This window comes from Micrococcus sp. GbtcB5, from assembly GCF_019091605.1.
Taxonomy (GTDB): domain Bacteria; phylum Actinomycetota; class Actinomycetes; order Actinomycetales; family Micrococcaceae; genus Micrococcus; species Micrococcus luteus.
The window spans coordinates 40,216-53,141 of the sequence record NZ_JAGXJK010000012.1 but is presented as its reverse complement, the minus strand read 5'-3'; the positions used below and the strand labels follow the sequence as shown (position 1 = coordinate 53,141).

At 75.1% G+C, this 12,926-nt stretch carries 13 protein-coding genes; 3 read left to right on the top strand and 10 right to left on the bottom strand.

Annotation, left to right across the window (positions count from 1 at the left end; translation table 11 throughout):
- Positions 1–76: 76 nt before the first annotated feature.
- Both KVS67_RS06115 and KVS67_RS06110 read right to left on the bottom strand, forming a co-directional pair.
- Positions 77–1,402: a CpaF family protein gene (locus tag KVS67_RS06115; RefSeq protein WP_217565115.1), complete on the bottom strand. Its 1,326-nt coding sequence runs from the start codon at positions 1,400–1,402 to the stop codon at positions 77–79.
- A gap of 161 nt (positions 1,403–1,563) precedes the next feature.
- Positions 1,564–2,373, bottom strand: a complete 810-nt coding sequence (locus tag KVS67_RS06110) for a CoA pyrophosphatase (protein WP_217565109.1) — start codon at positions 2,371–2,373, stop codon at positions 1,564–1,566.
- A gap of 36 nt (positions 2,374–2,409) precedes the next feature.
- Here KVS67_RS06110 and KVS67_RS06105 point away from each other — a divergent pair, with 36 nt between their 5' ends.
- Positions 2,410–3,615 (top strand): NAD(P)-binding domain-containing protein, encoded by a 1,206-nt coding sequence (locus KVS67_RS06105; RefSeq protein WP_061867656.1) that lies wholly within the window; start codon positions 2,410–2,412, stop codon positions 3,613–3,615.
- A gap of 21 nt (positions 3,616–3,636) precedes the next feature.
- Here KVS67_RS06105 and nth read toward each other — a convergent pair whose 3' ends face one another.
- Complete coding sequence (gene nth / locus KVS67_RS06100; RefSeq protein WP_061867655.1) at positions 3,637–4,443, bottom strand: endonuclease III; 807 nt, start codon at positions 4,441–4,443, stop codon at positions 3,637–3,639.
- Between the two features lie 234 nt (positions 4,444–4,677).
- On the opposite strand from nth, the gene acs reads away from it, so the two are divergent.
- The gene (acs, locus tag KVS67_RS06095; RefSeq protein WP_061867654.1) at positions 4,678–6,618 is read left to right on the top strand and encodes an acetate--CoA ligase; all 1,941 of its coding nucleotides are present in this window, start codon (positions 4,678–4,680) and stop codon (positions 6,616–6,618) included.
- A 75-nt stretch (positions 6,619–6,693) separates the two neighbouring features.
- On the opposite strand, the gene KVS67_RS06090 is transcribed toward acs, so the two are convergent.
- From KVS67_RS06090 to KVS67_RS06075, 4 genes are all read right to left on the bottom strand, one after another.
- On the bottom strand, positions 6,694–7,176 hold the full coding sequence (locus KVS67_RS06090; protein WP_049144842.1) for a GntR family transcriptional regulator: 483 nt from the start codon (positions 7,174–7,176) through the stop codon (positions 6,694–6,696).
- Entirely contained in the window at positions 7,148–7,333 is a 186-nt protein-coding gene (locus KVS67_RS06085; protein ID WP_049144840.1) for a methionine/alanine import family NSS transporter small subunit, read from the bottom strand. Before KVS67_RS06085 ends, KVS67_RS06090 begins: the two co-directional genes overlap by 29 nt.
- A 3-nt stretch (positions 7,334–7,336) precedes the next feature.
- Positions 7,337–8,980, bottom strand: coding sequence for a sodium-dependent transporter (locus KVS67_RS06080; protein ID WP_041103987.1), 1,644 nt, complete (start codon positions 8,978–8,980; stop codon positions 7,337–7,339).
- Between the two features lie 119 nt (positions 8,981–9,099).
- Positions 9,100–10,455 (bottom strand): MarP family serine protease, encoded by a 1,356-nt coding sequence (locus KVS67_RS06075; protein ID WP_206481392.1) that lies wholly within the window; start codon positions 10,453–10,455, stop codon positions 9,100–9,102.
- 174 nt (positions 10,456–10,629) lie between these two features.
- On the opposite strand from KVS67_RS06075, the gene KVS67_RS06070 reads away from it, so the two are divergent.
- Positions 10,630–11,307, top strand: coding sequence for a Crp/Fnr family transcriptional regulator (locus KVS67_RS06070; RefSeq protein ID WP_002854021.1), 678 nt, complete (start codon positions 10,630–10,632; stop codon positions 11,305–11,307).
- Between the two features lie 35 nt (positions 11,308–11,342).
- Here the strand turns inward: KVS67_RS06070 and KVS67_RS06065 are convergent, their stop codons facing one another.
- Genes KVS67_RS06065 through KVS67_RS06055 form a run of 3 tightly spaced genes read right to left on the bottom strand, consistent with a single transcriptional unit; the run spans position 11,343 to position 12,899 of the window.
- Complete coding sequence (locus tag KVS67_RS06065) at positions 11,343–12,245, bottom strand: NUDIX hydrolase (RefSeq protein ID WP_217565107.1); 903 nt, start codon at positions 12,243–12,245, stop codon at positions 11,343–11,345.
- The gene (locus KVS67_RS06060) at positions 12,235–12,735 is read right to left on the bottom strand and encodes a RidA family protein (RefSeq protein WP_095694911.1); all 501 of its coding nucleotides are present in this window, start codon (positions 12,733–12,735) and stop codon (positions 12,235–12,237) included. Before KVS67_RS06060 ends, KVS67_RS06065 begins: the two co-directional genes overlap by 11 nt.
- Positions 12,732–12,899, bottom strand: a complete 168-nt coding sequence (locus KVS67_RS06055; protein WP_010080276.1) for a DUF4177 domain-containing protein — start codon at positions 12,897–12,899, stop codon at positions 12,732–12,734. The genes KVS67_RS06060 and KVS67_RS06055 overlap by 4 nt, the downstream gene beginning before the upstream one ends.
- Positions 12,900–12,926 lie beyond the last annotated feature (27 nt).

Here is a 12,926-nt window from a genome sequence, read left to right as displayed (position 1 = left end):
CCCGCCCGCCAGGGCAGCAGCGCCACGGCACGCCCAGCGCGCGACCGTCGTGCCTGCCCGGCCGCCGTCGTCGTGCTCACCGGCCGCACCGCCCCGCCAGCCGGGCCGCGAGCGCGGGCACGCCGGGTCCCTCGACGGTCCGCCCACCCGCCGCCTCCGTTCCGGGCCGCCACGTGAGGGCGGGCAGCAGGGCGAACCCGTCGGCGCGCGGGTCCGGGACGGCGAGTTCGACTGGATGCCGCCCGTGGCCGTCGCGGGCGACGTGCAGCACGGCGTCCACGCCGGCGCGGGCCTGCGCGGCCACCGTCTCGGGCCGCCAGCCGGCCAGGGAGGCCATGGCCGTCAGCCGGGCGGGCACCTCGGCGGCGGCGTTGGCGTGCAGGGTGCCCCACGCGCCCTGGTGTCCCGTGTTCAGGGCGGTGAGGACGTCGGCGACCTCGGCGCCGCGGCACTCGCCGACCACGAGCCGGTCCGGCCGCATCCGCAACGCGTGGCGGACGAGCTCGGCCAGTCCGACCTCGCCGGCGCCCTCCGCGTTGGCGGCGCGGCACTGCAGGGCGATCACGTGCGGGTGATCGGGCGCGGCCTCGGCCGTGTCCTCCACGACGACGATCCGTTCGTCCCCCGGCACCCGGCCGAGGGCTGCGGAGAGCAGCGTGGTCTTGCCCGCCCCGGTCGCGCCACTGACCAGGACGGTGGCACGGTCGCGCACGAGCGCCTCGAGGGCGTCGGCCCAGAGGGCGCCGTCCGGCCAGCCGTCGGCCAGCGCGGCCAGCGACGGCGTCGTCGCGGCCGGGATCCGCAGGCTCAGCAGGGTGCCGCCGCCACTGACCGGGGGCAGGACCGCGTGGACGCGCACGCCGCCCACGCGGGCGTCGGCCAGCGGCACCGCCGCGTCGAGGCGGCGGCCGGCCCGGTGCAGCAGCCGCACCGCGAGCGCCCGGGCGGTCTCGGGGTCGAGCCGACCCGGGCGGCGGACGAGGCCTTCGTCCCCGTCGGTCCACACCGCGCCCGCGCCGTCCACGAGCACGTCGGTCACGCCCGGGGTCCGCACCCAGGGTGCGAGCGGGCCGAAGCCGTCGAGCTCATCGACCAGCGCCGCCACGCGCGGGTCGTCGATCGGCGCGTCGAGGGCCTCGGCGATCAGCGGGGCCAGCGGCGGCTCCGCCCCGTCGGCGGCCGACGCACGGGCCTCGGCCACGCGCCGGCGCACGACGGCGGCGTCCAGCCCGCCGGGGCCCGCTGCGGGTGCGGCCAGCGGCGGCGCGGCGACCTGCGTGCGTTCCGGCTCGGCCGGGTCAGTGCGGGGCCACGGGAACCGTCGGCTGCCCTCGGGCGGGGCGGGGCGGCGTCGTCGGCCCCGGGGCGGGCGGGCCGGGGCGGCGGGGACGAACGGGCGCATGGCGGACCTCCTGCGGGATGGGGGGCGGCCGCCGCGGTCCGCGGCCGCCGGCCCGTCCAGTCCACCGCCTCGCCCGCGCGCCCGCCTGCCCCGGTCGTCCGGCTGGGGACACGTGCCCACCCCCCGGCGCCTGTGCAGGAGCGGACGGCGCCGCGCAGCCGTCAACCGCGCAGGATCTCGTGGGTCCGCGCGTCGCGCACGCGGGAGTCGTCCCACGGCACGTCCCAGCCCAGCAGCGCCAGCACACGGTCCAGCAGCGCCGCCGTGAACCCCCACACCAGGCGCTCGCCCACGAGGAAGCCCGGCGTCTCGCCGCGGCGGCCGTCGGGCCGGGCCACGCGGCACCGGTTCGCGGGGTCCACCAGGTCCGCGACCGGCATCCGGAACACGGCCGCGGCCTCGGCCTGGTCGACCACCGCCACGCGACTGGGGTCCCGCCACCACCCGAGCACCGGGTGCACCACGTGCCCGGAGACCACCACCGGCACCGCCGGCAGCACGCCCAGGACCTCCACGCCGGCCGGGTCCAAGCCGGTCTCCTCCTGCGCCTCGCGCAGGGCCGTGGCCACGACGTCGGCGTCCTCGGGGTCGACGCGACCGCCGGGGAACGCGATCTGCCCGGCGTGCTGGCGCAGGGTGGCGGCGCGCTGGGTCAGCAGCACGTCCACGTGCGGGTGCACGCGCTCGGCGTCGTGACGGGCGGGGACGTCGTCGAGGGCGCCGAACAGGATCAGCACGGCGGAGGGGCGCGGATCGCCGGACCGGGGCCACTCGAAGCCCCACATCGGCACGGCCTCGGGCGGGATGGTGGTGAGCGAGGCCGGGTCGTGGTGACCGGGCGCGTCCGCAGGGGCCGTGCCCCACCGGGCCACGAGGTCCGCCAGCTGGTCCCGCGCACCCGTCAGCGACGCCTCGGACGTCCCGGCGGCGTCGCGGGAGGTCGGGCGGGGGCTCGCGGGGGTCTCAGGCATAGCCCCCACGCTAGCCGCCGGTCGTAGCCTCGGGGCATGACGGCTCCCCTGACCTCGCCCCCGGCGGACGCCGCGTCCCCGGATCCGGTGGACGTCGCGGTGATCGGCGCCGGACAGGCCGGACTGGCGGTCGGCTACTTCCTGGCCCGGGCCGCGCGGGACGTCGACCGCGGGCGCCGGCCGGGCCCGCCGCCGTCGTTCGTCCTGCTCGACGCGTCCGCCCAGCCCGGCGGCGCGTGGCCGCACCACTGGGACTCCCTGCGCCTGTTCTCCCCCGCCGAGCACTCCTCCCTGCCGGGCCGACCCATGCCGCCGTCGCCCGGTCCCGGCACCCCGGACGCCGGGCACGTCGTCGCCTACCTGGCCGACTACGAGGACCGCTACGGGCTGCCGGTGCGCCGGGGCGTGCGTGTCGCGGCGGTGACGCACGACGCCGCCGCGTCCCCGCCGTTCACCCTGCGGCTCGAGGACGGCACGGCCCTGAGCGCCCGCGCGGTGGTCTCCGCGACCGGCTCGTTCACCCGCCCGTTCGTGCCGGCTCTCCCGGGCGCCGACCGCTTCGGCGGCACGCAGCGGCACTCCGCCGCGTACCGCTCCCCCGACGCGTTCGCCGGGCGGCGCGTCCTCGTGGTGGGCGGCGGCAACTCGGGCGCCCAGATCGCGGCTGACCTGCTGCTGGCGGGTGTCGCCACCACGTGGGCCACCCGGCGTCCGCCCCGGTTCATGCCGGACGACGTGGACGGGCGGGTGCTCTTCGACCGGGCCTCGGCGCGCGTGCTGGGCCGCTCCGAGGCGCGCGTGGGCGACCTCGGGGACATCGTCATGGTGCCCTCGGTGATCCGCGCCCGCGACGAGGCCGGGCTCCACGCGGTCCCCGCGCCCACCGCGCTCACGCCGGACGGCGTCCGCTGGGACCACGACGCCGGCGCGAGCCACGGCTGGCCCGCCGCCAGCCGCGCCGCGGCCCGGGTGCGCGGCACCGAGCACCCGGTGGACGACGTCGTCTGGTGCACGGGCTTCCGGGCGGACCTGCGCCACCTGCGGAGCCTCGAGCTGACCCGCCGCCCCTCCGGGGCGCCGGCGACGGAGCGTGCGCTGCCGACCGCCTCGGTGGACGTGCCGGGGCTGCACCTGCTCGGCTACGACGACTGGTGCGGGGCCGCCTCGGCCACGCTCGCGGGCGTGGGGGTGCACGCGCGCCGGGCCGTCGACGCGATCCTCGCGGGCCTCACCGCGGGCTGAGCGGGTGGACCAGCCGGGCGGTCAGGCCTCCAGTCCGTGGCCGAGCGCGCGCAGCTCGCGGCGCGTCCGCCCCGCGCGCAGGAGCTCGAGCAGCTCCTCCCGGCCGGGCTTGAGCTCGTAGGCGAGCAGGGCGCGCGCCCGCTCGGGGTCGGTCTCCCCCTCGCCGTAGGACGGGCACCAGCGGGCGATCGGGCACGCCCCGCACGCCGGGCGGCGCGCGTGGCACACGCGGCGGCCGTGGAAGATCAGCCGGTGGGAGAGCATCGTCCAGTCACGGCGCGGGAACAGGGCGCCCACGGCGTGCTCCACCTTCACCGGGTCGGTCTCGTCCGTGAACCCCAGGCGTCGGGCCAGCCGGCCGACGTGCGTGTCCACCGTGATCCCGGGCTGGCCGAAGGCGTTGCCGAGCACCACGAACGCGGTCTTGCGCCCCACCCCGGGCAGCGCCACGAGGTCCTCGAGACGGGCGGGGACCTCGCCGTCGTGCCGGGCCACGAGCTCCTGGGACAGCCGCAGGATCGCCGAGGCCTTGTTCCGGTAGAACCCCGTGGAGCGCACGAGCTCCTGCAGCTCGGGCTCGGTGGCCGCCGCCATCGCGTGGGCATCCGGGAAGCGGGCGAACAGCGCCGGCGTGGCCGCGTTGACGCGCACGTCGGTGGTCTGGGCGGACAGCACCGTGGCCACGAGCAGCTCGAACGGCGTCTCGAAGTCCAGCTCGGCGACGGCGTACGGGTACGTCTCGGCCAGGATCCGGTCGATCCGCCGCGCCCGGCGCACCAGGGCCAGCCGGGTCTCCCCGGTCGGCGTGCCCGTCGACTCCGTCTCCATCCGCGCGTCCTCCCGCCCTCGTGCGATCCGCTCAGGTCCGACCATCCTAGGGAGCGGGGCACATGCCGACGTCCGCACCGCGTCCGGCCCCCGCTTCTGGGTGCGATGCGACACACAGGACCTGAGGATTTGTGGCGACGACGCCGCGCGCGGCATGCTGAGGCGGGAGACTAGTGTGGGACGCGTCACATCCGTGCCGCGCACCGACCGCACCACCCCGAAAGGACCCCGTCGATGGACGAGCAGATCCCCACGTTCCCGCCCCCGACCGAGTTCGCCGCCCAGGCGGTGGCCGGAGCCGACCTCTACGAGGAGGCCGCCGAGGACCGCCTGGCCTACTGGGCCCGCCGCGCCCGCGAGATCCTGCACTGGGAGCAGGACTTCACCGACGTCCTGGACTGGTCCGACGCGCCCTTCGCGAAGTGGTTCGTCGGCGGCACCACCAACGCCGCGTACAACGCCCTGGACCGCCACGTCGAGGCCGGCCACGGCGACCGCGTGGCCATCCACTTCGAGGGCGAGCCCGGCGACACCCGGACTTACACCTACGCCGACCTGGCCGCCGAGGTCCGGCGCGCCGCCAACGCGTTCGAGTCCCTCGGCGTGACCAAGGGAGACCGCGTGGCCGTCTACCTGCCGATGATCCCGGAGGCCGTCATCACGATGCTCGCGTGCGCGCGCATCGGCGCGGTCCACTCCGTGGTCTTCGGCGGCTTCTCCTCCGACGCCCTGCGCTCCCGCGTGGACGACGCCGAGGCCAAGCTCGTCGTCACGGCCGACGGCTCCTTCCGCCGCGGCAAGCCCTCCATGCTCAAGCCCGCCGTGGACCAGGCCCTCTCCGCGCCCGGCCACACCGCCGAGCACGTGCTCGTGGTCCGCCGCAACGAGGCCGAGGTCGAGATGACCGAGGGCCGCGACCTGTGGTGGCACGACGTCGTGGACGCCCAGTCCGACGAGCACGAGCTCGTGTGGCACGACGCCGAGCACCCGCTCTACATCCTCTACACCTCCGGTACCACCGGGAAGCCGAAGGGCATCCTGCACACCACCGGCGGCTACCTCGTGCAGGCCGCGGCCACCCACCACGACACCTTCGACCTGCACCCGGAGTCGGACGTCTTCTGGTGCACCGCCGACGTCGGCTGGGTCACCGGGCACTCCTACGTCGCCTATGCGCCGCTGGTCAACGGCGCCACCCAGGTGATCTACGAGGGCACCCCGGACTCCCCGCACCAGGGCCGCTGGTGGGAGATCGTGCAGAAGTACGGCGTGAGCATCCTCTACACGGCGCCGACGGCGATCCGCACGTTCATGAAGTGGGGCCGGCACATCCCGGACGAGTACGACCTCTCCAGCCTGCGCGTGCTCGGCTCCGTGGGCGAGGCCATCAACCCGGAGGCCTGGCGCTGGTACCACGAGGTCATCGGCGCCGGCCGCTGCCCCATCGTGGACACCTGGTGGCAGACCGAGACAGGCGCCCACATGCTCACCCCGCTGCCCGGCGTGACCACCCTCAAGCCCGGTTCCGCCCAGAGGCCGGTGCCCGGCGTCGTGCTGGAGGTCGTGGACGAGCTCGGCGAGCCCATGACGGACACGAGCGCGGGCTTCCTCGTGGTGCGCGAGCCGTGGCCGTCCATGCTGCGCGGCATCTGGGGCGACCGGGAGCGCTTCAAGGAGACCTACTGGTCCCGCTTCCCCGGCATGTACTTCGCCGGCGACGGCGCCCGCTACGACGAGGACGGCGACATCTGGCTGCTGGGCCGCGTGGACGACGTCATGAACGTCTCCGGCCACCGCCTGTCCACCACCGAGATCGAGTCCTCCCTCGTGGCGCACCCGTCCGTGGCCGAGTCCGCGGTGGTCGGCGCGAAGGATGAGACCACGGGCGAGGCGGTCGTCGCGTTCGTCCTGCTCACCGAGGACGCCGCCGCGGCCGATCGCGACGTCGCCGAGGTCGAGGAGGAGCTGCGGCAGCACGTGGGCAAGAACATCGGCCCCATCGCCAAGCCCAAGCGCGTGCTCGTGGTCCCCGAGCTGCCCAAGACGCGCTCCGGCAAGATCATGCGCCGCCTGCTCAAGGACGTGGCCGAGGGCCGCGACCCGGGCGACTCCACCACGCTGGCCGACCCCACGGTCATGCAGCGCATCGTGGAGACGCTCGCACCGAAGGCCTGAGCCGGCACGACGACGCCGCCCCGGTCCGCACGCTGTGTGCGGTCCGGGGCGGCGTCGTCGGTGGGCGGGCCCGGCTCAGGCGCGGGCGGCCGCGTCCCGCCGGACCAGCTCCACGGCCTCGTCGGGCGTGTAGCCGAGGCGTTCGAGCAGGGTGTCGAGACAGCGGCGCACGGCCTGGTGCGCGGCGTCCGCGCGGGCGTCCGCCGAGGCGGCCACGAACGTGCCCGCGCGCCCCCGGGTGCGGATGGTGCCGTGCGCCTCGAGCTCCTTGTAGGCCCGGGCCACGGTGCCCGGTGCCACGCCGAGCTCGGCCGCGAGCGCACGCACGGGCGGCAGTCGGTCCCCGCGGGCGAGGGATCCGGAGGCGACGCCGGCCAGGACCGCGTCCACGATCTGCCGGTAGGGCGGGGCCGGCAGGCTCCCGTCCACCGCCACGACCGGCAGGGAGGCGGAGACCACGCCCGCGGCCCCGTCGGCGACCGAGGCCGCGGACGGGGCCGCTGCGGACGGACCGGGGGCCCTCATCGACTCACCGGTGCTGCGCGTCGAGACGGCCATCCTCGCGCTCCCACACGGCGGGGGCCAGTTCGTCCTCGATGGCGAGGTCGCCCGAGGAGTCGTCCGGGTGGCGGAGCAGGTGGACGGCGGAGACCGCGAGGCCGCCCCACACCAGGAGGATGGCCAGGGACATCATGACGATCGCTGCGGTGCTCATCGGTCAGAGCTCCTTCCGGGTGGCGGCCGCGGGCACCACCGGCAGGGCGCCGGTGGGGACGGTGCCCTCGGGCACGGCGTTGTGCGGGATGAGGTCGCCGTGGATCTCGCTGTCCAGGTCCTCGGCGTAGAGGTTGGACTTGCGGGACCACGGGATCAGGGAGAGCAGGATCGCCAGGGCGACGGAGCCGAGCGCGATGCCCCAGCCGAAGACGCCGAGGAAGTCGCCCGGGTAGCCCTCATAGCCCTCCGCGATCACCTTCATGATCCAGGAGAGCCAGATGTAGGCGAGCACGATCGGCATGAGCACGCCGATCAGCAGCACGTACCCGCGGCCGACCTTGAAGGAGGAGACGGCGTTGAGGTGCGCCGTGATGCGACGGGCCGAGCCCAGCGCACCGGTGACCAGGAGCACCGACAGGAGCGCCGCGCCCACGATGCCGAAGTTGTTGGCGAACGCGTCCATGGTGTCCAGCATCTGCAGGCCCGTGGTGGTGGAGAACAGGGCGAGGGAGACCACCCCGGACAGGCCGATCACCACGATCGTGGCCGTCCAGCGGCCCCAGCCGAGCTTGTCCTTCACGGCGGAGATGACGACCTCGAGGATCGAGATCAGCGAGGTGAAGCCGGCGACCACGAGCGAGCCGAAGAACAGCACGCCGATCAGGGCGCCGAGCGGGGCCTGCGAGATCAGGGTGGGGAAGGCGATGAACGCCAGGCCGATGCCGCTGCCGGCCACCTCGGCCACGGACACGCCGGAGGCCTGCGCCATGAAGCCCAGGGCGGAGAACACGCCGATGCCGGCCAGGATCTCGAAGCCCGAGTTGGAGAAGCCGACCACCAGGCCGGAGCCGGTGAGGTTCGTGCGGCGGTTGAGGTAGGAAGCGTAGGTGATCATGATGCCGAAGCCGACGGACAGCGAGAAGAAGATCTGACCGTAGGCGGCGATCCAGACGCCCGGGTCCGCCAGCGCGGCCCAGTTCGGCGTGAACAGCGCGTCCAGGCCCTGGGCGGCGCCCGGCAGGGTGAGGGCGATGCCGACGAGGATCAGGAACATCACGACGAGCAGCGGGATGCCGACCATCGAGGCCAGGGCCACGCCCCGGCGCACGCCGAAGCCCATGATGAGCAGCGTGATCACCCAGACGGCGAGCATGGGCCAGAAGACGCCCGAGACGACGTCGAAGGACGGGGACGGGTCGTCGGCGACCTGCAGGTAGTCGCCCATGAGGAAGGTCTCCGGGTCGTCGCCCCACCGCTGGTCCACGGAGAACCAGGTGTACATGATCGCCCAGCCGATGATCGCGGCGTAGTAGATCCCGATGACGACGCAGATGAGCACCTGCCACCAGCCGACGGTCTCGGTCCACCGGGACAGGCGCCGGAACGCCAGCGGCGCGGAGCCGCGGAAGCGGTGGCCGATCGCGTAGTCGAAGAACAGCAGCGGGATGCCCGCGGTGAGCAGCGCGATCAGGTAGGGGATGACGAACGCGCCGCCGCCGTTCTCATAGGCGACGTAGGGGAAGCGCCAGATGTTGCCGAGGCCCACGGCGGAGCCGATGGCCGCCAGGATGAAGGCCCACCGGCCGGTGAACTCCTCCCGGGTGCGCTTCGGCGCCGACGCGGGCGCGGAGACGGTGCTGGACATGCAGGACCTCCGGGGGTCGGGAAAACTCGAGTGTGACGGAGGACACAATAGTCGACACGGGCCGTTGCCGGACAGTCCGGTCCGGAATGCGGGCATCAGGCGCGTGGCGCGGCGCCGGCTCAGCCGCCCGGGACGCAGTCCCCCGAAGGGACCGTGGCCGTCATTTCCGGGGCCGCGGCGACGACGGGGGCGATGGTGTCCGCCGTCAGGGCGTAGCCGACGGCGTCCGAGCCCGGGGCCCGGGCGAACACCAGACCGGCCAGGTTCCCGGCCGTGTCCACCACCGGGCCGCCCGAGTAGCCGTGGCGGATGTCCGCCGCGAGGGTGTAGACGTCCACCATGCTCGCGGCACCGGTCAGGACGTCGCCGAGCGGCACCTCGCCGACGGCCTGCACGGTCGCGGGGGTGGAGGCGAACGGGCCGCCGTCGGGATAGCCCAGGACGGAGGCCGACGCGCCGCCCGTCAGCTCGGCGCCGACCGGCATGACGGGCAGGTTCGCGTCGTCGACCGCCAGGACGGCGAGGTCGTGCGCCGTGTCCAGGTGGACGATCCGCGCCGCGTGCACGCCGCGGGCGCGGTCCGTCACGGTGGGGGCGTCCACGCCGAGGACCACGTGCGCGTTCGTGAGCACGCGGTCCGGGGCCACGGCCACGCCCGAGCCGCTCTGCACCTGGTTGCACTGCGCGGCCGTCCCGGTCAGCCGGACGACGGCGGCCGACGCCGAGGAGGCGGCGGGAGTCGAGGGGGCGGCCGTCGACGTCGACGAGGCGGGGGCGGTCGTCGTGGCCGACGGCGCGGCGGCGTCGTCGGGCTCCTCGGGGGTCGCCGAGGCGGACGGGGCGGACGTCGCGGTGTCGGACGGGGAGGAGGCGGCCGAGGGCAGACCCGGCGTCGCGGCCGGGGCCGGGGCGGCGCGGACGCCGTCGTCGGACTCCGGGACGGGGGCGGGCAGCTCGAGCTCCGGCAGCACGTCCAGGTCGGCGACGGCGGAGCGCGAGCGGGCGGCCCAGGCCAGGAGCGAGTCGGGCATCACGGTGTCCAGCGCCGTGATCACCTGCGAGCGGTTCACCTCACGGGTGACCGCGGTGGAGCCGGAGGCCGCGATGGAGAACGCCACGAGCCAGAGGACGAGGGCGCCCGCGAGACCGGCGGCGAGCGCGCCGAGCAGGCGGTCGACGAGTCGCAGGGCCGGCAGGTTCACGCGCAGCCGGATCGCCTCGCCGATGGCGGCGCCCACGTACTGGCCCGCCGCCACGAGCAGGACGAGGGTGGCGATCAGCGCGGCCCACCGCCACTGCGGCGCGGTGACGAACTCCGCCACCTCCGGCAGGGCGTAGAACGCGATCGCGGCACCGCCGACCAGGCCGACGAGGTTGCCCAGCACCACCCACAGGCCGCGACGGTGGCCCTGGACCAGGAGCATCGCGAGCGCGACGATGAGCAGGACGTCCAGCCACGTCAGACCCAGCGGCATGGGCGACCTCCTTCGGATGCGACGGCACCGGCCACGCGCGGGGACCGCCCGCGCGCCCGGTGGAGGATCCAGGGTATCGGCCCGCACGGGGGTATGGGGCACAATGGACGCCAGTGAACCGGGCGGCTCCTCCGCCGCGGTGTGAGGAACTGCCCACAGAGAGGACACGCACACATGGATCTCGAGGTTCTGCGGAAGGCTCCGCTGTTCACCAACCTGGACGACGAGGTGTTCGCCATCCTCACCTCGGAGCTGACCGAGGTGGAGCTCTCCCGCGGCGCGTCCGCGTTCCACGAGGGCGACCAGGGCGATCAGCTGTACGTGATCATGTCCGGCAAGATCAAGCTCGGCCGCACCGCTTCGGACGGCCGCGAGAACCTCGTGGCCGTGCTCGGCCCCGGCGAGATCTTCGGCGAGATGGCCCTGTTCAACCCCGCCCCGCGCAACGCCACCGCCACCGCGGTGTCCGCCACGCGCCTGGCCGGTCTGCGCCATGAGAACCTGCGCCGCGCCATCGCCTCGTCGCCGGATGTGTCGGTCCAGCTGCTCCAGGCCCTGGCCCAGCGCCTGTCCAAGACCAACGAGTCCCTGGCGGACCTGGTGTTCTCGGACGTGCCGGGCCGCGTGGCCAAGGCGCTCCTGGACCTCGCGGACCGCTTCGGCCGGCCGGCCGCGGACGGCCTGCTGGTGGCGCACGACCTCACGCAGGAGGAGCTCGCCCAGCTGGTGGGCGCGTCCCGCGAGACCGTGAACAAGGCCCTGGCCGAGTTCGTCCAGCGCGGCTGGATCCGCCTGGAGAACCGCGCCGTGGTCATCCTGGACCTGCAGCGTCTGCGTCAGCGTTCGCGCTGACGCCCCCCGCCCTGCCGTGGAGCGGGCCACCCCGGTCAGTCCCGGGTGGCCCGCTCCACGCGCATCCGGGGGGTGCCGTCGTCGCCGGCCTCGGTGACCAGGTGGTATTCCGGCACGGGGTCGCGCCGGGCACAGGGCGTGACGGAGAGCAGGAAGGCGGCGGCCGTCCGGTGCGCCGCGACCCGACGCACCATCACCTGCGTCAGTGGGGTCGCCACCTGGTCGAAGGGCGCCGTGCCCTCCGCCCCGGCGGGTCCGGGCAGCCGCAGCGGGCCGGCGAGCGCGCGACGCGCGGGCACCCACGCCTGGAGTTCGGGACCGGGTTCCTCTGCTGTCGGCGCGGACTGCAGCGGTGGGGTCGTCGTAGCGAACACGGCCGTGTCGAAGCGTCGGTGGACGTGGGGCGCGGATTGCCAGCGCATGACGGGGCGCAGCAGGTCGGTGCGCAGTCCGAGGCCGCGCGCGGCCAGCAGGCGGGGCAGGCTCTCCGAGCCCTCCTCGAGCGAGCTGCGGCCCCCGCCCCAGGTCTCGATGCGCGCCGTGGCCACGACGTCCGTGTCGGAGCGGCCGGCGAGGAGCACTCCGGCCTCGTCGTGGAGCTCGCGGACGGCGGCCACCACGTGCTGCCGCGCACGCCGCCGGTCCGTGGTCCCGAACGTGCGGGCCCACTGGGAGGGCTCGGGCCCGTACCACGGGCAGGAGTCGGCGTCGGACTCGATGAGCGCGCCGCCGGGCAGGCCCACGCGGCCGAGCGGGGTGCGTCCCGCGCGGTGGCGGAGGAAGACCTCCGGGCCGTCGTCGCCGTCGCGCACCAGGACGACGGACGACGCGGGCCGGGCCGGGCGGACCTGGCGGAAGCGCCGGTCCAGCCACTGGCGGGTGAGGTCCTCCTCCTGCTCCGGGACCGGCAGCAGCATGCCGGCCGGGTCAGCGGACACGGACGGTGATCTCCACCTCGACGGGAGCGTCCATGGGCAGCACGGCCACGCCGACGGCGGAGCGCGCGTGGCGGCCGACCTCGCCGAAGATCTCGGCCAGCACGTCCGAGGCGCCGTTCACCACGCCGGGCTGACCGGTGAACGCGGGGTCGGAGGCCACGAAACCGACGACCTTGACGACCTGGGCGACTCGGTCCAGGTCCCCCAGCAGCTCGTGCACCGCGGCCATCGCGTTCACGGCGCACGCCCGCGCGAGCTCCTGGGCGCGTTCGGGGGTGACCTCCGCGCCCACCTTGCCGGTGGCGTGCAGGGCGCCGGCCACGAAGGGGAGCTGGCCTGAGGTCAGCACGAGGTCGCCGTCAAGCAGGGCCGGGACGTAGGAGCCGACCGGCGCCGCGACGGCGGGTCGGTCGATGCCGAGCGCCGCGAGGCGGGCCGCGACGGCGCCGTCGCCCCAGGTGGGGGCCGAGGACTGCGCCGTCACGTTCACGCCGCCTTCGGACGCTTGAGGTAGGCCACGGGGTTGTTCCCCTCGGGGCCCGGGATCACCGTGACGAGCTCCCAGCCGTCCTCGCCCCACTGGTCGAGGATCTGCTTGGTCGCGTGGATGAGGAGGGGGATCGTGGCGTACTCCCACTGCGTCTGCTGAGTCATGGGACCCACCCTAGCCACCGGCGCGGA